We start from the raw sequence: 556 nt of genomic DNA on the forward strand, positions 1-556 counted from the left end.
TGCAATGCGCAAACACTGACGGAAGTCGTTTTCAGACATGGGGTGGTCCCATAATTTCATACCACCTCCCAATTAATAGATGTAATGCAAAGTACTCAAAAAACGAATTTGCAGACGAGCCAGCCAACCTGAAATCGTGCTATCAGGCAATAGTTGTACCGTCGCACGAGCACCCGCCGGGAAAGCTTGTGGCTGTTCGTTGATAGACAAATGCAATCTCAAACGCTGAGCATCCCTCACCCAACGGTTGGAATCTGTTGGTGTCGCGAGGCGGCCGTCTGCATCAAATTGACCCGAGCTTACCCCGGCATCCAAGCTGGTAATGCGGGCTTCAAAAACCTCTCCTGGCAAACTATCAAAGGCCACCAGTGCTCGACTATCTCGGTTAAAATGACGCAAACTTTTCTCGCGAAAGTCCGCAATAATATCAACTTGATCCGAAACCAGTGCGATAAGTGGCGTCCCCGCAGCGGCGTAAGCACCTGTCTCTAACTGCAAGTTCGTGATAACACCATCGTGCTCGGCACTTACTTGAGTGTAAGAAAGGTTAAGCTCC

1 protein-coding gene is annotated in these 556 nt (G+C 49.6%); it reads right to left on the reverse strand.

From position 1 onward, the window contains the following. Window positions 1-72: 72 nt before the first annotated feature. On the reverse strand, window positions 73-556 hold a 484-nt coding region (locus tag R7O13_RS29800; RefSeq protein WP_318305583.1), incomplete at its 5' end, for an efflux RND transporter periplasmic adaptor subunit.

The sequence above is a fragment of the Vibrio sp. Y176 genome (assembly GCF_033438945.1).